15 protein-coding genes and 2 pseudogenes are annotated in these 20,368 nt (G+C 63.4%); 8 read left to right on the top strand and 9 right to left on the bottom strand.

What is annotated here, in order from left to right; all coding sequences use genetic code 11:
* The first annotated feature begins 201 nt into the window (after nt 1-201).
* Nucleotides 202-3,139 (top strand): annotated as a pseudogene (locus tag KZ686_RS24885) (Tn3 family transposase).
* Nucleotides 3,140-3,197: 58 nt separating this feature from the next.
* On the opposite strand, the pseudogene dsbD reads toward KZ686_RS24885, so the two are convergent.
* Nucleotides 3,198-5,134 (bottom strand): annotated as a pseudogene (gene dsbD, locus KZ686_RS24890) (protein-disulfide reductase DsbD).
* 232 nt (nt 5,135-5,366) lie between these two features.
* On the opposite strand from dsbD, the gene KZ686_RS24895 reads away from it, so the two are divergent.
* A complete protein-coding gene (locus tag KZ686_RS24895; protein WP_170265909.1) occupies nt 5,367-5,552 on the top strand; it encodes a hypothetical protein in 186 nt (61 codons plus the stop codon).
* Nucleotides 5,553-5,714: 162 nt separating this feature from the next.
* On the opposite strand, the gene petA is transcribed toward KZ686_RS24895, so the two are convergent.
* The 7 genes from petA to cueR form a co-directional block, all read right to left on the bottom strand.
* Nucleotides 5,715-6,320, bottom strand: coding sequence for a ubiquinol-cytochrome c reductase iron-sulfur subunit (gene petA, locus KZ686_RS24900; protein WP_062799377.1), 606 nt, complete (start codon nt 6,318-6,320; stop codon nt 5,715-5,717).
* Between the two features lie 494 nt (nt 6,321-6,814).
* Complete coding sequence (locus KZ686_RS24905) at nt 6,815-7,063, bottom strand: DUF2933 domain-containing protein (RefSeq protein ID WP_062799375.1); 249 nt, start codon at nt 7,061-7,063, stop codon at nt 6,815-6,817.
* A gap of 45 nt (nt 7,064-7,108) precedes the next feature.
* Complete coding sequence (locus KZ686_RS24910) at nt 7,109-7,411, bottom strand: hypothetical protein (protein ID WP_062799373.1); 303 nt, start codon at nt 7,409-7,411, stop codon at nt 7,109-7,111.
* A 155-nt stretch (nt 7,412-7,566) separates the two neighbouring features.
* Nucleotides 7,567-7,809 carry a hypothetical protein gene (locus tag KZ686_RS24915; RefSeq protein ID WP_116359830.1) on the bottom strand — a complete coding sequence of 81 codons (243 nt, stop codon included), beginning with the start codon at nt 7,807-7,809 and terminating at the stop codon, nt 7,567-7,569.
* 120 nt (nt 7,810-7,929) lie between these two features.
* A complete protein-coding gene (locus KZ686_RS24920; protein WP_062799371.1) occupies nt 7,930-8,187 on the bottom strand; it encodes a hypothetical protein in 258 nt (85 codons plus the stop codon).
* A 96-nt stretch (nt 8,188-8,283) separates the two neighbouring features.
* Entirely contained in the window at nt 8,284-10,527 is a 2,244-nt protein-coding gene (locus KZ686_RS24925) for a heavy metal translocating P-type ATPase (RefSeq protein ID WP_407648578.1), read from the bottom strand.
* A gap of 197 nt (nt 10,528-10,724) precedes the next feature.
* Nucleotides 10,725-11,153, bottom strand: coding sequence for a Cu(I)-responsive transcriptional regulator (cueR, locus tag KZ686_RS24930; RefSeq protein ID WP_062799367.1), 429 nt, complete (start codon nt 11,151-11,153; stop codon nt 10,725-10,727).
* Between the two features lie 238 nt (nt 11,154-11,391).
* Here cueR and KZ686_RS24935 point away from each other — a divergent pair, with 238 nt between their 5' ends.
* From KZ686_RS24935 to KZ686_RS24955, 5 genes are all read left to right on the top strand, one after another.
* Entirely contained in the window at nt 11,392-11,793 is a 402-nt protein-coding gene (locus tag KZ686_RS24935; RefSeq protein WP_062799365.1) for a hypothetical protein, read from the top strand.
* Nucleotides 11,794-11,863: 70 nt separating this feature from the next.
* Nucleotides 11,864-13,165 (top strand): TolC family protein, encoded by a 1,302-nt coding sequence (locus KZ686_RS24940; protein ID WP_062799363.1) that lies wholly within the window; start codon nt 11,864-11,866, stop codon nt 13,163-13,165.
* A complete protein-coding gene (locus KZ686_RS24945; protein ID WP_265633966.1) occupies nt 13,162-14,703 on the top strand; it encodes an efflux RND transporter periplasmic adaptor subunit in 1,542 nt (513 codons plus the stop codon). Before KZ686_RS24940 ends, KZ686_RS24945 begins: the two co-directional genes overlap by 4 nt.
* A complete protein-coding gene (locus KZ686_RS24950; RefSeq protein ID WP_252253950.1) occupies nt 14,700-17,870 on the top strand; it encodes an efflux RND transporter permease subunit in 3,171 nt (1,056 codons plus the stop codon). The genes KZ686_RS24945 and KZ686_RS24950 overlap by 4 nt, the downstream gene beginning before the upstream one ends.
* On the top strand, nt 17,867-18,220 hold the full coding sequence (locus KZ686_RS24955; protein ID WP_053821791.1) for a copper-binding protein: 354 nt from the start codon (nt 17,867-17,869) through the stop codon (nt 18,218-18,220). The genes KZ686_RS24950 and KZ686_RS24955 overlap by 4 nt, the downstream gene beginning before the upstream one ends.
* A 399-nt stretch (nt 18,221-18,619) precedes the next feature.
* Here KZ686_RS24955 and KZ686_RS24960 read toward each other — a convergent pair whose 3' ends face one another.
* Nucleotides 18,620-19,516 (bottom strand): sterol desaturase family protein, encoded by an 897-nt coding sequence (locus KZ686_RS24960; RefSeq protein WP_082371464.1) that lies wholly within the window; start codon nt 19,514-19,516, stop codon nt 18,620-18,622.
* 160 nt (nt 19,517-19,676) lie between these two features.
* Between KZ686_RS24960 and KZ686_RS24965 the strand changes: the two genes are divergently transcribed.
* The gene (locus tag KZ686_RS24965; protein WP_053821792.1) at nt 19,677-20,309 is read left to right on the top strand and encodes a cation transporter; all 633 of its coding nucleotides are present in this window, start codon (nt 19,677-19,679) and stop codon (nt 20,307-20,309) included.
* The last annotated feature ends 59 nt before the right edge of the window (nt 20,310-20,368 follow it).

Raw genomic sequence — 20,368 nt, forward strand, 5'->3', positions numbered from 1 at the left:
ATTTACCGGGGTAGCCACCCTTAGCATTCACGCGGGTTTCCGGGCGGCGTCCGGGAAAATACCCCAGTAAATCAATAAGTTGCTGTCTACTGTCGCCAGTTGGGCGCGATTGCCTCATAGCGCACTTATTGTGTCGAAACGTTGCGTCCCGGTCTCATTGCCGATAACCTCAGCGGTCCGTCTTACGCTTGGGAGAGCGCGATGGATCACTGGCAACTGGCGTATCTGGGCATGCGGCAGATTCCGCGCGAACTCAGCGAGTTTGAGCTTACCACGTTCTTCACCTTCTCCGCCAAAGAGCGGGCCCTGATCCATGCGCGGCGCAGCCATTTGTACCGCTTGGCCTGTGCCGTTCACATTGGCTTTGTCCGCATGACGGGGCGCACCCTCGATGCCTACAAGCAGGTGCCAAAATTCCTCTGGGCCTTTGTGGGCGCGCAACTCGGCATCACGCCGCCGGACATGGGCACGCTGAGCGCGCTGTATGACGGGCGCACCGATACCTTGGTGGACCATCAGATGCTGGCCTACCAAGCCCTGGGGTTCAGCCCGATGGCAGAGCATCAGCGACGTTACGTGACGCGCTGGCTCAAGGAGCGGCTGGCAGGGCAACCGAGCCGCAGTGACCTGCTGCACGAGTTGAAGCGCTGGCTCTACGAGCATCGCATCCTGATTCCGCATGACCGAGCGCTGAAGCGGCTGATCAGCCAGGCCGGAGAGGCATTCGAGTCGGCCCTGGCTGACGCGCTGGTGCAGGCCTACGGCGAGGTTTCCCTCGATGCGTGGGGTGCCCTGCTACCGCGGCCAGAAAACGACCGGCCGAGCCTACAACAATGGCTGTGGGCTGTCCCGCTACGCAATTCGACCCATCAGATGGGCGAGTTGTTCGACAAGATCGACCGCCTGTACAAGCTGGGCATCCACAGCGGTTGGCCGGCAGCCTGCAATGAGGCGGTGGTGCGGCACTATGCGCGGCGCTGTGCCAACCGCCCGGCGTCGGTCAGCAAGCGGGTCGCGCAACAGTCCCGCCGCCTGGAATCGGCTTGCTTTTTACGCTATGCCTTATGCGCGGCCACGGATCAATTGTCGTCCATGCTGCGGCACTGGATTCGCAAATGCGTCAACGATGCCGGACGCCTAATTGACGCGGGCCGACCGGACCCAGGTACCAAGTTGGGGGAATTCGCTGCCGCCGTCAAAGCGCTGGTCGCAGACGAGACGCAGACAAGGGATGCCCTCTGTCAGCAACTGAGCAATCTGGCTGACGAGGCAGCTGGTCAGCATCTAGCGAGCCGTGCCAGCCTCATCCGCGCGCAACTCCTGTCGCGACACAGGCTATCCCGTGCCTTGCTGGGCAGACTGGTTCATCTGCCATTTGCGGCACAGTCGGCCCACCCGGTGATCGAGGCAATGGAGGTACTGCGCAAGCTCTATGCGCGCAGGGCCGACTGGCTCCCTGATCGGGTGATGGTTCGATTGGGACGCGCCTGGCAGCCAGCACTAGAGGGCTTGGATCGCAAGCGGGCCCTGGCCGCCTTCGAGTGGGGGACGCTGTTTGCCCTGCGGGTGGCGCTGCGCAATGGCTCGGTCTTCCTGGACCACAGCTTCGCCTTCCGCAGTCAGGCGGCCCTACTCATCTCCAAAGAGGATTGGCAAGCCCGGCGTAACCATTTCTACGGTCATCTCAAGCTGCCGCAGGACGCCAAGGCGTTCCTCGATCCTGTGGTGGCGCACCTGGACGCGGGGCTCGCCAGGTTGCGCGATGCAGTCCAGCGTGGGGAGCTGAACATTGATAGCGCCATCCATATCGATCCGCTCACGGCAAAGAAACCGGAAGCCTCTGTGGAGGCGCTGCGACGCGCGCTGTTCGAGCGGCACCCCGGTGGACAATTGCCCGAAATCCTGCTGGAGATTGACAGCAGCACCCACTTCAGCTGGCTCCTGCTGGGTCGGGAACCGCATTCGCGCAGCGAGCTGCTGATGATCTACGCTGCAGTGCTGGCGCACGGCACCTCAATGTCGGCGGCGGACCTCGCACGGATGGTGCCGGAGTTGTCGCCCAGCGCGATCCGGCAAATGATGCATCGCATCGCGGACGAGCGCAAACTGCGCCAGGCCGCCGATGCCGTCCTGATCTTCATGCATCAGCACCCGATCGCCCAGCACTGGGGGCGCGCCGATCTGGCGTCGTCGGACATGATGTCGCTGGAGACCACGCGCACAGTCTGGCGGGCACGGGCTGATCCGCGCCGGCGCACGGCATCGATCGGTATGTACACGCATGTCCGGGACCGCTGGGGCATCTTCTATGACCAGCCGATCCTACTGAACGAGCGGCAGGCCGGTGTCGCCATTGAGGGCGTCATCCGCCAGAGCGGATCGGAAGACGTGGCACAACTAGCGGTCGATACCCATGGCTACACCGATTTCGCCATGAGCCTGTCCCGGCTACTTGGCTTCGATCTCTGCCCGCGGCTTGCCCACCTGCGCGATCGCCGCCTGCATGTGCCCAGGGATCACGAGATACCGGCGGAATTGGCTGCGGTGGCGGACGCGGATGTCCGGCTGGTCTTGATCGAACGTGCCTGGGACGAACTGGTCCGGATCGCGGCATCGGTGCAAAGCGGGGCAATGTACGGCAGTGCAGGCCCTGATGCGTTTCGGTGCAGCGGCGAAAGGTCAACCCATCTATGAGGCTGGCGTGCATCTCGGGCGGCTGTTTCGCACGATCTTCCTCATCGACTATTTCACCAATCCCGCGTTCCGCCATGAGATGCAGCATGCCTTGAACCGCGGCGAGGCGGTCCACACGGTGCAGCGGGCCATCCACTATGGCAAGATTCCGTTGGAATTGACCCGGCACGATGCGTCGCTGGCGGCGGTGTCGTCGGCTCTGACCTTGTTGTCCAATGCCGTGATGGCCTGGAACACGCTGCACATGCAGCGCGCGCTGGACGCGATTGAGGCCATCGGCGGCGAATCCATGCGTGCCGAGGATTTGCGCCAGATTGCGCCGACTCGTCTGGAAGGCATCAATTTGCGTGGTACTTTCGATTTTCCGATTGCACGTTACGCCCATCGGCTGCTGCCGAGTGCGACGAGCACGCCGGACTCACCATCGCAGTGGCGCACTGCATAGCCCATTTTTTTTCGGATTGTGCCGTTATCCTCGCGGGTTGGAGTCGGTGATGTCATCCTTAGGGCCTGCCTTCCTTACCGAAGGCGCGCTCGAGGCTATCAAGGAAACGCGATGCGGATTGATAGCCGATGACCCGCACCGGGCTCTCTCGCCCATCGGCGCCGAACAAGATGATGCCGGGCGGCCCGAATAGGCCGAAGCGCTTTAGCAACGCCTTGTCGTCGGCGTTGTTTTGTGTCACATCAGCTCGAAGTACGACAACCCCGGCCAACTGCGTCTGAACTCCGGGATCGCTGAAAGTCGTCTCCATCTCCTTACAGCTGACACACCAGTCGGCATAGAAATCGAGCAGTACCGGCTTGCGGGCCGCAACGGCCTGCGCCAGACGTGCGTCGAGCTCGGCCACCGAGCGGATCCGCGCGAAGTGCACCACCGCGTGGTCGGCGGCGGTGGCTGGCGACGACTGGCGAGTGCGCAGGTGCGACAGAGGCTGCAGCAGATCCCGCCCGCCCGACGCCAGCCCGACCAACAGGATGGTTCCCGCCAGCGCGGCGATCAGGCCCAGGCCCTTGCCCAGCCGGGCCACGCCATGCGGTTTGGGGCCAAGCGAATCGAAGGCGCCCAGGAAAACTGCGGCGATCAGCAGCAGAGCGGCCCACGTTGCCATCACGGCCCAGGGTGGCAATAGCGGGGTGATCACCCAAGTTCGCCTCGCCCAGCAGCAGAAAGCCAAGGCAACGCTTGGTCACCTCCAGCCAGTGCCCGGCGCGCGGCGGGAGATTGCCGGCGGCGACGCCGGCCAGCACCAGCGACAACCCCATGCCGATCGCCAATGCGAATAACGCACCGCCTCCGGTCATGGCATCACCGGTTCGTGCGAGATAGGCGAGCGTGCTCGATAGCGGCGCCGGCATGATGCGCGCGACGGCCAACGCGGACATCGCCCCCAGTGCTGCGGCAGCCCGACGATCCAGCTGCTGTGCGGATGTCGTCGATCGGGGCTGCCGCAGCAGCGCGCGGAGCCCGAACATCGATAGCGCCAGGGCCACGAGCAACGTGGCGAAGGCCCCGAGCGCCCAGGGCGTCAGCAGCCCTGTCAAGACCCTCTCACCGAGCCACCCGGTGGCCATGCCGACGCCGGCATAGGCTACCGCCGAGCCGAGCACGTAGTCTAGCGAGATGATCAGCGCACGGCTGCGTGTCACGTGCTCGCCCACGACGATGGACCAAAGGATCGGCACCATCGGCAGCACGCTCGACGTGACCGTCAGCAGCAGGCCGAAGCCGAGGAAGAGCAGCGCGATTGCCCCAAGCTGGTGGCTGGTCAGCGCGCGAATGATGCGGTCGCCGTCATCGCCATGTGGCACGATCTCCGGTATCGCATGCCCGCCCTGGTATTCGCCCGCTCCGGGAGAGGTTACTGCAGTCGGTGGCACAAGCATCGCCATTGGCGTGCCACCCTCGCGCTTATCAAATAGGCCCGCCGAGCGGGCTGCCGCCCACCTTGTATACGCTCTCCATCGGTGGATAACAGATTCCCTTGTCGGCGCAGCCTTGCGATGTCACGACCAGCGTCCATTCGCCATCCGCAGGAGTGACCTCCACTGGCACGCGAATCTTGACGCCACCATGGTAGATCTCCATCTCCTTGCCAAACGCCTCGTCGTACTTAACCTGCCCTGGTGGAAGCACAGGTGTACCGAGCTTCACCCCTGCCGGCCGGGCAGCAAAGGCGAATCGCTCACGGTAGAGGTGATAGCCGTCCGCGATGTCGAAGTGCACCTCGATGGCGTGTTCGTCGAGTTGCCGGGCCGCAAAGCGCAAGGCCCGCTCAGGCGGCAGAAGATCTTCCTCGCCCACGGCGCGGGAAACGCCAGCGGCGCCCGCGATACAGAGCCACGTGACGAGGAGCAGCCCCAGGAGGAATTGCCCCGGAGCCAAGCGCCATACTCGCCCGGTGTCGCCCGTACGCGCCACTGCCATGCCAGTTTGCATAGCCCACCTCTGGAACTGAATTACCGGCCACGCAATGCCGCGGCTCGTGCCACTTGCATTCCGACCGGTGCCACGTGCCGCCGCAACTCCGTTCAACGGGCATCGTTATCTGGCCCTGCGGCCGATCTGTGCCTCGCCGCATTCATGGGCGCTCATCCCCGCCGGCACCCAACGCACCAGCCGATTCGGGTCATTCGGCTGTATCCACTGACGCTCCCGGGGGAACGTGTAGATGCAAGAACCTCTCGACGGCGATTACCGCCACAATCCCGGCGCCTGGCACGGTGGATTGTCCTACCTCGATGATCGCTTTGGTGATGGCCTCGACGTCGCTTTCCTCCGCGAAGATCTCGATCTTGGTGTGCACGGGTGGTCAGATCGCTCGAGAAGAAATTCCGATACTCGCCGTACCCCTTGACTTTCGTTGCGGTCAATCCGGGCGCGTGGACGGTTGCGAGGCGCTTCTCCAGCTTCTCCAAAAGCTCAGAGGGCACGATGGCAATAACACATATGGTACTCATGGGCGCCTCCTTGACAACGCAGGGTTGGACGATCAGCAGTGCACTGTCGGGGTAAGTCATCATCCGGTTCCATTGCGATCCTGGCCGATCACCAGACGGGTTTCGCCTTGATACGCGTGCGGTGGGATCTCCAGATTGAGCGGCGCTGGGACGTTGCGGAACACGCGGCCGGCCAGGTCAAACTTGGAACCATGGCAAGGGCAAAAAAAGCCACCAGGCCAGTCATCCCCCAAGTCCGCCGCGCCGACGTCCGGGCGATAGGTCGGTACGCATCCCAGATGGGTACAGATGCCTACCGCCACAAAGAAGTCCGGGCGGAGCGAGCGTGTCGCATTACTCGCATACGCGGGCTGCTGGTCCTTCTGGGACAGGGGATCGCTCAACAGGCGATCGTGCCTGCCCAGACGCGCCAGCATGTCGCGGGTCCGGTGCAGTATCCAGACGGGCTTGCCGCGCCAGGCGACGGTGACGAGTCCCCCTGGCTCCACGGCGCCGAGCCTCACATCGACGGGCGCGCCCCGCGACCTTGCGGCGTCGCTTGGCGCCATGCTGGCCACGAATGGCACCATGGCGCCGACCAGGCCTACGCCTCCCATGGCGCCGGTGGCCAGCAGAAGCAATCGGCGCTGGCGTGCGCTCTGTGTGTCTGCCGTCGGATTGTTCATGGCGATTTACTCCAATCCCGGGGGGGCATGTGGCCAGCAACGTGACTGGCTGCCCAACCGCTCACTCCCAGAGCTTGCCCAATAGCTGCGCCCATTGGCAGCGGCCCGGCAAGAACACGGGCACCCGCTTGCGATACGCCTCATAGTCCGCCGCGAAGCGGTGGGCCAGGTCTTGCTCTTCCTGCCTTGCAAGCATCAATTTCCCACAAGGTTGCCGAGTCCCCTTGCTTCGCCATGGCAGGAGGGCACGCACTTGCCCGTCTACTTCAGGCGCTGCTCCCCAGCTTGCACCCGGGCTAGCAAAGACTGAACCCGCCCATCATGCGTTGATGCATCACGAGCATGCCTACCGCGCCAAAGGATGCAGCACGCCGATGATGGCGAACACGATCAAGAGGACTCTCCATATCAACGATTTGTTCACGTGTTACCTCTCTCTTCGTTGGCGGCCCGGGTACGCGTCCGCCATGCGTGCCAATTGCTCTGCCGTCCTGTCACTCCTTGATTCGAAATGGATGGGGCTTCTGCTTTGGCGCTTGCTCGGTCATTCCGCCCACTTGATCGTCCTGCGCGCTCATGCTCTTCATCATCAGCCACATCGACAATGGGCAGATCAAGAGCAGGAGATACGGCCCAATACCCAGGACAAGCGCTCGGACCGGCGGCAATAGGGCATAGGCGGCTGCCAGCATTGCCGCCAGAGCGATGCCTGCGGTGATCATTGCTTTCGGATTGCATTTCATGGTGGTGGTACTCCTTTTCAAATGGTTCGGATCTGGACAGCGTCCTTACTTCGTCGGTGGCGTCTGGATCTTGTCCGCGTACTTGCGCATGATCTCGCCCATCGCCTGCATCATGTCCGCATGCATCTGCATCGAAAGCTTCTCGTTGCCAGGTGGCAGGCCCATCATCGGGCAGCTTCCCATCATGCCGCCGCCCATCATGTGGTCCATCATCATGTCGTGCCCCTTGTCCTGTGCACCCGTCTTGGCGCTTTCGGCGCCACGGGTTGCACCGGCCGCTGCGGACCAGCCGCTGGCGCCAAGCATCACCACGGCTAGGGTTGCGGCTACTAGTGATTTCGTATTCATGGCGATCTCCTTATCGATCGCGATTCAATGACCACGCGCCAATCCAGTACCAGACAAGTGGGCGGGCAGACAGTCAGTCCGGCTCCCTCAGGGCGGATGCCAGAGGCCGGATTGCACGGATGCATGCTTTGCCTGGTCGGCCGAAGCACCCTCAGTCACTTGGACTCGGAAGGCCCCATCGGGCTGCCGCCGCCGGTCGACTGGGAATCCATTTGTTTCATCATTGCATTGCAGCGCGCCAACATCGATGCCTGAGAGGCTGATGTACTGGAGGTCGCCGCAGGGTGTTGCGCTGCAGTGCGCGCGCGATTGATGACGTCCCAGTCGGGACCCGCGAGCGCCTGCGCGGTCGCGACGGCGAGTGAAATGAGAACGAGAGTCTTGAGAGTGGAATGCATGATGATCTTCCCCAGTATTCGGTTTTGTCTGGCTCAACCGCAACGGGTCAGAGCACCCACGCTCGGGTAGAGCCACCAAAGTCAAGCACGTGGCCGAAGTGGGCCACGCGTAGGGATAGATCAGATGCGCAAGCGGGCCGTTGCGAGATAGACCGGACCAGGCGAGTTGTTCGCGCTGTCAGCCGTGTGGAAGATGCGGAAGGTGTATGGCGTGGGCGGCAGAACGTGTTCAAGCCCAGCCATAGTCGGCAAGACACCGAGATCGGGCCCGTGACCGTTGCTGTCGGCCCAGTGCCGACCGTCCTGTTGATGGTCAGCGCACAAGGCCAACAACAGCAGCGCAAGCAAGCGAGTGAAGGGGCTGCGGCTATGCTTCATGAATCACGCCAGCATTTGTCCTAGTCTAGCCCCCCGATCTGGGCAGCAAGGCAAGGAGACACGGGTTGGTAGAGTCGAATTCACACATGACAATAGCTACGCCACGCGGCGTCTGAGTCGTAGCGCATTGGAGATCACTGAAACGGAACTCAGGCTCATGGCCAATGCCGCGATCATCGGCGACAGCAACCAGCCGGTGAACGGGTACAGCAACCCCGCCGCCAGCGGGATACCCAGCGCGTTATAGATAAAGGCGAAGCCCAGGTTCTGCCGCATGTTGGCGATAGTGGCCTCGGAGAGTTCGCGTGCTCGGGCGATACCGCGCAGATCGCCCTTGACGAGGGTCATCTGGGCGCTGTGCATCGCCACATCTGTGCCGGTTCCCATCGCAACGCCCACATCGGCCTTTGCCAATGCCGGCGCGTCGTTGATGCCGTCGCCCGCCATCGCAACCACGCGGCCTTCCCCTTGCAGCTTCTCGACGAGCGCCAGCTTGTCGGCCGGCTTCACTTCGCCATGAAACTCGTCGATGCCCAGGCGACCGGCTACCGCCTTCGCCGTGACAGCGCCGTCACCTGTCGCCATCACCACGCGGACCCCGGCTTGCCTGAGCGTCATCAGAGCCTCGGGCGTGCTGGCCTTGACGGGGTCGGAGACGGCAAGCAGACCGGCCAATGTTCGATCTGCCGCCAGATACATGACACTGGCGCCTTGCTGCCGCAGGGTATCCGCCTGAGACGCCAGTGGTGCAACGTCGACCTGTTCCTGCTGCATCAGGGCGGTGTTGCCCAGCACGAGCTGGTGGCCACCGACGCGGCCGCGTACCCCCATGCCCGTGTCCGAGGCGAAATCCTCCGCCTTCGCCAGGGCCAGGCCGCGCTCACGCGCGGCGGTGACGAGGGTCGCGGCTAGCGGATGTTCGCTGCCCTGGTCGAGGCTCGCGGCCAAACGAAGCACCTCGGTTTCCGTGAACGGATCGACACGATAGGCCCGTTCAAAACTCGGACGGCCTTCTGTCAGCGTGCCGGTCTTGTCCACGATCAGGGTGTCGACCTTGCGGAATTGCTCGATGGCCGCCGCGTCCCGGAACAGAATGCCCTTGGTCGCGCCATTCCCGCTGGCCACCATGATGGATGGGGTGGCCAATCCCAGCGCGCAGGGACAGGCAATGATCAGTACAGCCACCGCATTGACCAGGCCAAAGACCCAGCTCGGCTCGGGGCCGAAGACGCCCCAGGCGAAGAACGTGAGCAAGGCGATGGTTACGACCACCACCACGAACACGCCGGCGACCCGGTCCGCCATCCGCTGCATCGGCGCCTTGGAGCGCTGTGCCTGGGCCACCATCTGCACGATCTGCGACAGCACCGTCTGGGCGCCGACCTTTTCTGAGCGCATCACCAGGCTGCCCGAGGTGTTGATGGTGGCGCCGATCACGTGGTCGCCGACGCGCTTGGAGACGGGCAGAGGCTCACCGGTGATCATCGATTCGTCGATGGCGCTGGCCCCTTCGTTCACGACGCCATCCGTGGGCACCTTTTCGTCGGGCCGGACCCTCAGGAGATCGCCGACATGCACGTGCGTGAGCGGAATATCGGCCTCGCTGCCGTCCGGATTGAGGCGGCGTGCCGTCTTGGGGGCCAGGCCGAGCAGCGACTTGATGGCTGCCGAGGTCTGCGAGCGCGCCCGCAACTCGAAGATCTGGCCGAGCAACGTCAGCGAAATGATGACGGCCGCGGCTTCGAAGTAGACCGCGATCCGGCCGTGCATGAGAAAGGCGCGGGGAAACAGCTCTGGGGCAACGGTGGCGGCGACGCTGTAGACGAACGCCGTACCCGTACCCAGACCGATCAGCGTCCACATGTTCGGGCTGCGGTTTCGGAACGACTGGAGGCAGCGGACGTAGATGGGCCAGCCTGCCCAGAGGACCACCGGTGCGGACAAGACGAGTTCCACCCAGCTTTGCGTCGCGGGCTCCAGCACCCCGAGGCGGTCCCCAAGCATCACCAGCGACACGACGGCGATCGTCAGCGGCAAGGTCCACCAGAAGCGATGGCGAAACGCCGCGAGTTCGGGATTCTGGTCGTCGTCGAGGCTTGGCATGAGCGGCTCGAGTGCCATGCCGCACTTTGGGCACGTCCCGGGATGGTCCTCGCGGATTTCGGGGTGCATCGGGCACGTATAGGTCGTGCCCGGCGCCGTCTCGCCTTCATCGGGCGCCGAAACGCTTGGTGTCTCGACATAGCGCGTCGGCTCGGCCTCGAACCGCTTCTGGCAGCCGGCACTGCAGAAGAAGTATTGTGCCCCGGCATAGCTTGCCTGGTATGGCACATCCCGCATGACCGTCATTCCACACACAGGATCGCGTGCACTGGCCCCACAGACGGCAGCGCCGTGACTGGTGGAATCATGGTCTCGTCGATTCGGCGCATTTCCGCTGCCGTGCCCTACGTGCTCATCGTCTCGCGCTGCTGCCATCGCGTGATGTGAGGCAGGGTCGAGAGATTGCCGTTGTCGATCGCTCGTGGTCATCGCGCTCACTGCCTGGTTGCACGTACTGCCGCTCGATGTTTCGGCGGTTCGCCGCTGAACTCATCCAGGATCGGGCATTCGGGGCGGTCATCGCCTTCGCAATGTCGCGACAAGTACAGGAGCGTGTCACGCATGCTGGACAGTGAGGCAATGCGGGCGTCCAGCTCCTGGATTCGCTGTTCCGCAATCGCCTTTACCGTTGCACTCGCGCGCCGTTTGTTTTGCCACAACCCGAGCAACTCGCGGATCTGGGCCATCGAGAAGCCCATCGCCCGCGCTCGCCCAATGAAGCGCAGGGTATGAATGTCAGCTTGACCATACACCCGGTAGTTCCCCGCGCTGCGTGCGGCTGAAGTCACAAGACCAACGCTTTCGTAGTAGCGGATCATCTTGGCCGAGACGCCGGATGCGCCGGCGGCTTGTCCAATATTCATGATGTGCTCCTTACCTTCAATCCCTGTTGTCTCGGACACGCAACTTGAGCAAGCTGCGGGGTGGATGGCATCCAGGGTTCGATGACTCAACGATAGACCTTGCCCCGGTGGGAAGGTCAAGGACACGATCCTTCGGAAACTTGGGCCACGTTGCGAGAAGACCCGGGGCGAAAGGTCCGGTTGCATTACCCGCAAAAGACAGTATCCTTGCGACTATCACGCCCACCGCAAAGAACTCTTGCGTCACTCGGTCCGCCGGCATCCCTGGTTCGCCGGCCTCCTTCTCGTTGTGTTTCTGACAGTCCAACTGGCAGCGGCCGCGTACGCCTGTACCGGTAGCCGCTATCAGGTGGAAGGCAGCGGCACGACGGCGGCAATGACCGAATCCTGTGCCGATATGGCGGCTGGCGGTAGCGACCAAGGCACTGACCAGAGTGCGCTCTGCCTGGCGCACTGCCAGGCAGATTCCAAGAGCGCGGACCATGTTTCACCGCAGCTTCCGGCCTTCCTGCCAGTGCTGAAGAGCGTCGTGGAACCCACGCGCGTGGTCACGGCCGAGGTTCGCATCGCGCTGCGCGCCGAGGTCGAGGCGCGCGGCCCGCCGCCCCTGAACATCCTTCACTGCAGTTTTCAAACGTAGCCTCCAGATCGACGCCCATTCGGTGCTGCCCAGCTAGACTCGGGTAGCTGTCGTCGTTCACGGAGGCTTTATGCTTTTTCCTCGTCGCCTGACGCTGGCGCTGCTTTGCGCGCCTGCCTTCAGCATGGCGGTGTCGCATGCCGCGGCTGCGCAATCTGCCCCTTCTCTTTCCCTCGAGGAGACCGTCGCGCTCGCGACCACTCACGCCGGCGATGCCGAATCCTCGCGAGGCGCCGTCGAGGCAGCCGTGCAAATGGCGGTTTCCGCCGGCCAATTGCCGGACCCGGTGCTCAAACTTGGACTCAACAACGTCCCCGTGACCGGGCCGGACCAGTTCTCGCTCACGCGGGATTTCATGACCATGCGGTCCATCAGCGTGATGCAGGAATTCACGCGCTCGGACAAGCGCCGCGCCAAGGCGGCGCGCTTTGAAGCCGAGGCGACTGCCGCCGAGGCGCAGCGCGCGGTCGGACTGGCCAACGTGCAACGGAATGCCGTCGGTGCCTGGCTCGATCGGTGGTATGCCGAGCAGACCGGTGTCCTGCTAGGCCATCACGGCCATCCCCTGGACCTGGCGCTCCAGGCGGCGACCGCCGCCTATCGCAGCGGGCGTGGCACGCGTGCGGATGTCTTGGCGATGGAGCTGGAAGTCCAGAAGCTGCATGACCGCCTCGACGAAAACCGGGCCGCCGTAGCCACCGCCATGCTTAATCTGCAGCGCTGGGTCGGGCCTGCGGCTAACCGCACACTGTCGCAGCGCCCGCCGCTCGACGTACCCCAGAGCATTCAGCAACTGGCGAAAGACGAATTCGACGCGGTTCCCGAGATCGCGGCGGCACGGCGCGACGTGGCCCTGGCCGAGTCGGAGATCCAGGTGGCAACGGAGGCCAGGACACCAGATGTGACGGTCGAGCTGATGTACAGCCAGCGCGGCCCAGCCTTCTCCAACATGGGGTCGATCAACGTCAGCTTCCCGGTGCCCTGGGACCGGGGCAATCGCCAAGACCGCGACGTCGCTGCCCGGCTGGCACAGGCCAATGAAGCGCGTGCCAAGTCCGAAATCATCCGGCGCAATACCCAGGCCATGGTAGGCGCCAAACTTGCCGAGCTGCAGCGCAACCTTGAGCGGCTCCAACGCTACGACGAGAAGACCTTACCGCTCGCCAATCAGCAGGCGGAGGCAGCGCTCACGGCATACCGGGCCAATACCGGATCGCTGCTTGCCGTCGCCGAGGCCAACCATCGCGCCATCGACACAGCGGTGGAGCGGCTGACGCTGGAGGCCAGGACGGCAAAGCTGTGGGCCGACTTGACCTTCCTGATCCCGCTGCCTACCGCGCAGACCGAGCCAGCCACCAAGGAACGCAAATGAAGAAACCAGTCATTGCCGCGGTCGCCGGCGTCGTTGTCATCGGTGCCGCCCTCTATGGCGCCTACCACCTCGGCGTCATGCGCGGCACACAATCTGCGCAGACGGCCGCGCCAGGCGCGGCGTCTGCGCTCAAAGCAGGCGACACCGATCCGAACACTGGCAAGAAGATCCTGTACTGGCACGATCCGATGGTACCCGGCCAGCGTTTCGACAAGCCAGGCAAGTCCCCTTTCATGGACATGCAGCTCGTGCCCGTTTATGCGGATGGGGATGCCGGAGGCAGCGGAGGCAGCGGCGTCACGGTCGACAGCCGTGTCGCGCAGAATTTGGGCATCCGCACGACTGAGGTCAAGGCGAGCCGGATGAGCGCCGTGCTCGAGGCACCTGGCAATGTCGCCATTGACGAGCGCAGTGTCCAGGTGATCCAGGCGCGGACGAATGCCTTCGTCCAGCACGTAGCGGTCAAAGCGACCCTCGACCCGGTCCGGCGCGGCCAAGCACTGGTGACGCTGTACTCGCCCGATTGGGTGGCCGCGCAAGAGGAATATCTTGCCGTGTCCCGCATGGCCGCGGGTGGCCAATCCGACCTGCGCAGCGCGGCCAAGGCCCGCATGCTGCAGGCTGGCATGACCCCCGGCCAGGTCAGCACCGTCGAATCATCCGGCAAGCTCCAGCCTACTCTTGGCATTGTGAGCCCCGTCGACGGCCTTGTGACAGAGGTTGCGGTCCGGGAGGGCATGACTGTGTCTCCTGGCATGACCCTGTTTCGCCTGGCCGACCTGAGCCAGGTCTGGGTGATTGCCGAGGTACCGGAGGGACAAGCCCACGCCATCGCTCCGGGCCGGGCGGTCAAGGTGTCGCCGACCGGCGCAACCGAGTCAATCGTTGGCAAGGTCGATACCGTCCTGCCCGATGTCAATCCGGCCACGCGAACCATCAAGGTGCGCATTGTCCTGCCCAACAAGGGCAGGCACCTGTTGCCGGGGATGTTCGTGACGGTCCGGTTTGACAGCGGTGATCAGAAGGAATTGCTGATGATTCCGCTGGAGTCCGTCATCCGCACCGGCCAGCGCAGCATCGTCATGGTCGATGCGGGCAAGGCCGGCTTTGTGGCAACCGAAGTCAAGACCGGGCGCGAGGCCGCCGGCATGGTCGAGGTGCTGGACGGGCTGAAAGCGGGGCAGAAAGTGGTCACCTCCGGGCAGTTCCTCATCGATTCGGAAGCCAGCTTGCGTGGCACGGCCGAACGCATGAGCGCCACGACAGCGGCTTCCGCGCCGGCTGCGGCTGCGCCCGAGCACGAGGGCGTCGGGCCCATCGAGGCCGTGACGCGCGAAGGCCTGACCATCTCGCACGGGCCGATTCCCTCGGCACAGTGGGGCGCGATGACCATGGATTTCGCCGCGCCGCCTGCCGGCCTGCCGAAGGGGCTCAAGACCGGCGACCGCATCCGGTTCCGCTTCCACCTGGACAAGGATGGCCTGGCGATCCTGTCCGCAGTCGAGCCGGCCGGCACCACCCAGGGGGCCAAGCCATGATCGCCCGGCTCATTCTTGCTTCCATCCGCAACCGTTTCCTGGTCCTGCTGGTCACGGTCATGCTGACCGCCTGGGGACTGTGGGCCGTGCGCAGCACGCCGCTCGACGCGTTGCCGGACTTGTCCGATGTGCAAGTGATCATCCGCACGCCGTTTCCCGGCCAGGCGCCACAGATTGTCGAGAACCAGGTCACCTATCCACTGACCACGACCATGCTGTCGGTCCCGGGCGCCAAGACCGTACGCGGCTACTCGTTCTTCGGTGACTCGTTTGTCTATGTGCTATTCGAGGACGGCACCGACCTGTATTGGGCGCGCTCCCGCGTGCTGGAATATCTGAACCAGGTGCAATCCCGCCTGCCCGGCGCCGCCAAGCCGGCGCTGGGGCCGGACGCCACCGGCGTCGGCTGGATCTACGAGTACACGCTGGTGGACAAGACCGGCCAGCACGACCTCAGTCAACTGCGTGCGCTCCAGGACTGGTTCTTGCGCTTCGAGCTGAAATCGCTGCCCAATGTTGCCGAGGTCGCGTCCCTCGGCGGCATGGTGAAGCAGTTCCAGGTCGTCCTGATGCCGGACCGGCTACGCGCCTACAACCTGTCGCAGGGCAAGGTGCTTACGGCGCTCAAGGGCGCCAACCAGGAAACCGGCGGCTCGGTGCTGGAATTGGGCGAGGCGGAGTACATGGTCCGGGCCAGCGGCTACCTGAAGACGCTCGATGATTTCCGGCAGATCCCGCTGGTGACCAGCGACGCCGGCATCCCGGTGCGGCTGGGCGATGTCGCCACCGTCCAGCTTGGTCCCGAGATGCGGCGCGGCATCGCCGAGCTCGACGGCCAGGGAGAGGTCGCCGGCGGTGTCATCGTGATGCGCTCGGGCAAGAACGCGCTGGAAACCATCGAAGCGGTCAAAGCCAAACTCGCCACGCTGCAGAAGAGCCTGCCGGCAGGCGTCCAGATCGTCACCACGTACGATCGCTCCGCCCTGATCAACCGGGCGGTGGAAAACCTGACCCACAAGCTGATCGAAGAGTTTATCGTCGTCGCGGTGGTCTGCCTGGTTTTCCTGTTCCACCTGCGCTCCGCGCTGGTTGCCATCGTTTCATTGCCGCTGGGTGTGCTGGCCGCGTTTCTGGTCATGCGATACCAGGGTGTCAATGCCAACATCATGTCGCTGGGCGGCATCGCCATTGCCATCGGCGCCATGGTCGATGCCGCGGTCGTCATGATCGAGAACGCGCACAAGCATCTCGAGCATTGGCATGCGGATAAGCCCGGCCTGGATCTCACCGGCCATGAACGCTGGAGCGTGATCGGCGAGTCGGCGGCTGAGGTTGGACCGGCGCTGTTCTTCTCGCTGCTGATCATCACGCTGTCATTCATTCCGGTGTTCACGCTGGAGGCGCAGGAGGGCCGACTGTTTTCGCCGCTGGCCTTTACCAAGACCTACTCCATGGCCGCGGCGGCGGGCCTCTCCGTCACCCTGGTGCCGGTCCTGATGGGCTACATGATCCGTGGCAGGATCCCCACGGAGCAGTCCAATCCCCTCAGTCGGTGGCTGATTCGCGCCTATCAGCCAGTGTTGGCCAAGGTGCTCACCTACCCGAAGACCACTGTAGCGATCGCGGCAATTCTGCTCGTCGCGACCGCCTGGCCGATCATGCGAATTGGCGGCGAGTTCATGCCGCCTCTCGATGAGGGTGACCTACTCTACATGCCGTCGGCGCTCCCGGGGCTGTCCACCGGCAAGGCAGCGCAGTTGCTGCAGCAGACCGACCGCCTAATCAAGACCGTTCCCGAGGTAGCCACCGTGTTTGGCAAGGCCGGCCGCGCCGACACGGCGACCGACCCGGCGCCCATCGAGATGTTCGAAACCACCATCCAGTTCAAGCCGCGCGACCAGTGGCGTTCCGGCATGACGACGGACAAGCTGGTGGAGGAGCTCGACCGCGTGGTGAAGGTGCCCGGCCTGTCCAATATCTGGGTGCCGCCGATCCGCAACCGCATCGACATGCTCGCCACCGGCATCAAGAGCCCGGTCGGCATTAAGGTGGCGGGCACCGACCTGAAGGAAATTGACCGACTGGCCACGAGGATCGAGGATGCTGTCAAGGCGGTGCCGGGCGTCACCTCTGCACTCGCCGAACGCCTGTCCGGCGGGCGCTACGTCGATGTCGACATAGACCGGATGGCCGCCGGGCGATATGGGCTCAACATCGAGGATGTCCAGAGCATCGTGTCCTCGGCCATCGGTGGCGACAACGTCGGGGAAGTGGTCGACGGGCTGGCGCGCTTTCCGATCAATGTGCGTTATCCACGGGACTACCGCGACTCGGTGGAACAACTGCGCAGCCTGCCCATTGTCACCGACCGTGGCCAGCATATCACGCTGTCCGACGTGGCGCGCCTCCAGATGGTGCAAGGACCGCCGATGCTGCGCAGCGAAAACGCCCGCCTGTCGGGCTGGGTGTACGTCGATATTCGCGGACGTGACCTGCGTTCGGCCGTCCAGGACATGCAGGCCGCCGTGGCCAAGGCGGTCCCGATGCCAGCGGGCTATTCCCTCAGTTGGTCGGGTCAGTTCGAGTATCTGGAGCGGGCCACCGCGAAGCTGAAGGTGGTGGTGCCGTTCACGCTGCTGATCATCTTCGTGTTGCTGTACCTGGTGTTCGGCCGTCTCGATGAAGCGCTACTGATCATGGGCACGCTGCCGCTGGCGCTCATCGGCGGATTCTGGCTGCTTTACTTGCTGGGCTACAACCTTTCGGTAGCGGGGGTTGTCGGCTTTATCGCCCTTGCCGGCGTGGCAGCCGAGTTCGGCGTCATCATGCTGCTCTACCTGAAGCAAGCCTGGAGCGAACGCGAGGGCCGAGGCGAAACCAGCGTGTCCGCATTGCTGGACGCCATTCAGGAAGGGGCAGTGCTGCGGGTCCGCCCCAAGGCCATGACCGTCGCTGTCATTCTTGCCGGCCTGATTCCCATCATGTGGTCGCATGGCACCGGCTCGGAGGTCATGCAGCGCATTGCGGCTCCGATGGTTGGCGGCATGGTCACCGCGCCATTGCTTTCCCTGTTTGTTGTGCCGGCGGTGTACTTGCTGATACGCAGACGGCAGGCCGAATCTGTCTCACTTTCCACCCACCCCTCACTCCCGGAGGAATCACAATGAAATACGTCAAAACTCTTGCCATCATGGCTGCTCTCGCTGCCACACCGGCTGCGTTCGCGGCAGGGTCGATGGACGGCATGGATATGAAGGGCATGGACATGAAGCCGTCAGCCGAAACGAAGCAGGCCCCCCACCCGGTTGCGGCAGAGGTAAAGAAGATCGATGCGAAGGCAGGGAAAGTTACCCTCAAGCACGGCCCGATCGAAAATCTCGGCATGTCCGCCATGACCATGGCGTTCCCGGTCAAGGATCGCGCTTCGTTGAAGGACTTCAAGGAAGGTGATGCGGTTACCGCCGTATTCGACACGGTCGACGGCAAGCCGACAGTCGTGGACATGCAGCGCAAGTAAAACTCAGGCGGCACCACCGCTCGCATCGGGGCAGTGTGCCGCCTGCCATGGCCAAAATCCTCCGTCACGCCGCTTCGGTAGACCTCCGAATGGCGTCGTCGGGATCGAAACCGCTTTCCATGAACGTTCGGCCACAGTGAGCCGCCCACCCTTCGACCTGCCACGTGAAGTCATCGTTGTCATCGTGTTTGCCGTGGCGTTCACGGTGTGTGCTACAGGTTCGCTTGCCTGGCATTTTCGTCGCCAGATGCGCATCAAGCGCGGCCTCGAGAATGACAGATCAGGTTCGTCCACGCGACGTCGCATAACTTCAAGACGGCGCAAATAGTCCTGTCAGATCCCACCTGAGCATTCATGCTGGATGCAGCTTGCGAGCCGGTTTCACCAACGAGAGCGGCTTTAGACATCAGCATCGCGGCCCTGCGAGACGTCTTCGGTGGCCAGACGAACTTGCGGATCCGGTCGTTCAAACGGATAAATCAGTTGCTCGCCGTAGCGGTGCGGCACCGGGTCGCCTTCGATGCCGATTGCGCCCAGTGGCGCCTGCGGTTGATAGAAGGTACCGAAGAGGTGGTCCCATACCAGCCAGAACTCCCCGAAATTGACCTGCGCGTCCGCGAAGCGCTCCCGATGGTGCCAGCGATGGAGTTCTGCCACGCCTAACATATACCGCACCGGCCCCAGGCTATAGTCCAGGTTGGCATGCTGGAATGCCAGATGGACCGCCAGGATTGCGAACCAGCCGGCCACTACCTCGGCCGGCGCGCCTAGTATGCCCAGGACCAGTAAGCCCGGACCCGCCATCAGGGCTGCATGCAGCGGGTGGCGGCGTTCCCCGTTTAGCCAGTAGAGCCGCCGCGACGAATGATGAATGCTGTGCAGCCGCCACAGAAAGCCGTAGTGGTGGCTGAGCCGATGGACGGCATACAGCGACAGGTCCAGTGGCGCCCCTGCGAGTAATACCTGCAACAAGTATGGCCATTCCGCAGGCCACCATAGCTTGGGCCAACCCGTTCCTTCCCGCAGCACCACGAACCCCAGCACGGCACCGTGCATCACGGCCAAATTCACAACGGCATGGGCGACATCCGCCGGAAAGTCGAGATCCCGCTTTTGCCACCGTGCATCGAACGGGACAATGCGCTCCAGCCAAGCAACAAGAAATAGCCCGGCGGCGGCCCACAACGCCAGCCAAGCCAGCGGCGTGCCGTGGGATGGGGCGACCGAAACCCCTGTGATTACCAGGGCCATGATGGTCGGATAGGCGCCGTACCGCACCACAGAACGCGCTGTCATTGCGACTCCAGAGTTCAATTTCCTCCAGTTTCTCCAAGCGACAGACAGCTAGCTTGAATAAACATGCTGTGTGCGGGCGACGTCTTGACTCTATAGCAGGTACGGGGTGTGAAATTACTCAGATCTTCTGTGGAAACAGGCGGGTTAACAAAGGAGTTGCATGAACGACCACTTCCCCGACAAAGAACGCCTTGACCTCGACGCGAGTCAGGCGGCCGACCGCCGGATTCTGTGGCTGGTACTACTGATTAATGTCAGCCAATGTCTGGCAGGTATGGGCGTGGGCCTTTGGGCGGCGTCCACGGCGGTGCTTGGTGCGGCTCTGGACAACCTTGCCGACGCGTTGGTGTATGGCGTCAGCCTGTACGCCGTCGGCCGATCGCGAGCCATCAAGGTGCGGGCAGCGCGGCTATCGGGGTGGCTTTTGATTGGGCTGGCCCTGATGCTATGCGTGGAAGTCCTGCGCCGGTTCTTTGGCGGCGAGGCGCCATTGGGGCCGGCGATGATGGTCATGGCAGCGATCAATGCGGCGCTGAACATTATTTGCTTGCGCTTACTGAAACGCCACCGCGGGGAAGACGTCAACTTCAAGGCTTCCGCCATATTCACCAGCAACGACTCGATTGTGAATCTGGCCATTGTGTTGTCCGGAGCGCTCGTGATGTGGTCGGGCTCCAACCTGCCAGACCTGGTTCTGGGTCTGGTGGTATCTGCGATCGCCGCTAACGGAGGTCGTGAAATCCTGGTTGACGCGACAGAACATGAGGAAAAGGCCCGTTCCGAGGCAACTTAACCTCCGACCAGGAGGCAGAGCCCTTGACTCTGTATCTACTTTAGGGTGTGAAATTCTGA

It is taken from the genome of Cupriavidus cauae, from assembly GCF_026210475.1.
Classification (GTDB): domain Bacteria; phylum Pseudomonadota; class Gammaproteobacteria; order Burkholderiales; family Burkholderiaceae; genus Cupriavidus; species Cupriavidus cauae.